At 71.1% G+C, this 710-nt stretch carries 1 protein-coding gene; it reads left to right on the top strand.

From position 1 onward, the window contains the following. The coding region (locus AB4Y34_RS41815) for a condensation domain-containing protein (RefSeq protein WP_368719302.1) at positions 1–710 on the top strand (710 nt) is incomplete at both ends.

Here is a 710-nt window from a genome sequence, read left to right as displayed (position 1 = left end):
GCGCGGCGGCTGGGGGTGAGTCTGGCCAGCCTGTGCCATCTGGCGTGGGCGCAGGTGGTGGCGCGCAGCAGCGGGCGCGAGCAGGTGGTGTTCGGCACGGTGCTGTTCGGGCGCATGCATGGTGGCACGGGCGCGGACCGGGCGATGGGCCTGTTCATGAACACGCTGCCGGTGCGGCTCGACGTGGATGGAAGCGGGGTCGAGGAGAGTGTGCGCCGCACGCACGCGCGGCTGGCGGAGCTGCTCACGCATGAGCATGCCCCGCTGGCGCTGGCGCAGCGTTGCAGCGGCGTTGCGGCGCCAGCGCCGCTGTTCAGCGCGCTGCTGAACTATCGCCACAATCCGCTGGCGGCGCTTCAGGGGGCGGTGGGCGACGATGTCCCGGACGGCATCGAGTGGCTGGGTGCGCAGGAGCGCACCAACTATCCCCTGAGCCTGTCGGTGGAAGACTCCGGGCAGGCGCTGGGCCTGACGGCGGAAGCGGTCGAGCCGGTTTCTGCGGAGCGTATCTGCGGCTACATGCAGTGCGCGCTGGAGCATCTGGCGGACCTGCTGGAGCGCTCGCCGCACACGCCGGTGCGGAAGCTGGAGATCCTGCCGGCGGCGGAGCGCCGGTATCTGCTGGAGGAGCTGAACCGCACGGAGGTGGCGTATCCGTCGGAGCGGTGCATCCATGAGCTGTTCGAGGCGCAGGTGCGCCGGGCACCGGA

This window comes from Paraburkholderia sp. BR10954 (assembly GCF_040965775.1).
GTDB lineage: Bacteria > Pseudomonadota > Gammaproteobacteria > Burkholderiales > Burkholderiaceae > Paraburkholderia > Paraburkholderia youngii.
The sequence above is the reverse complement of the archived record's forward strand: the minus strand, read 5'-3'. Positions and strand labels throughout refer to the sequence as shown.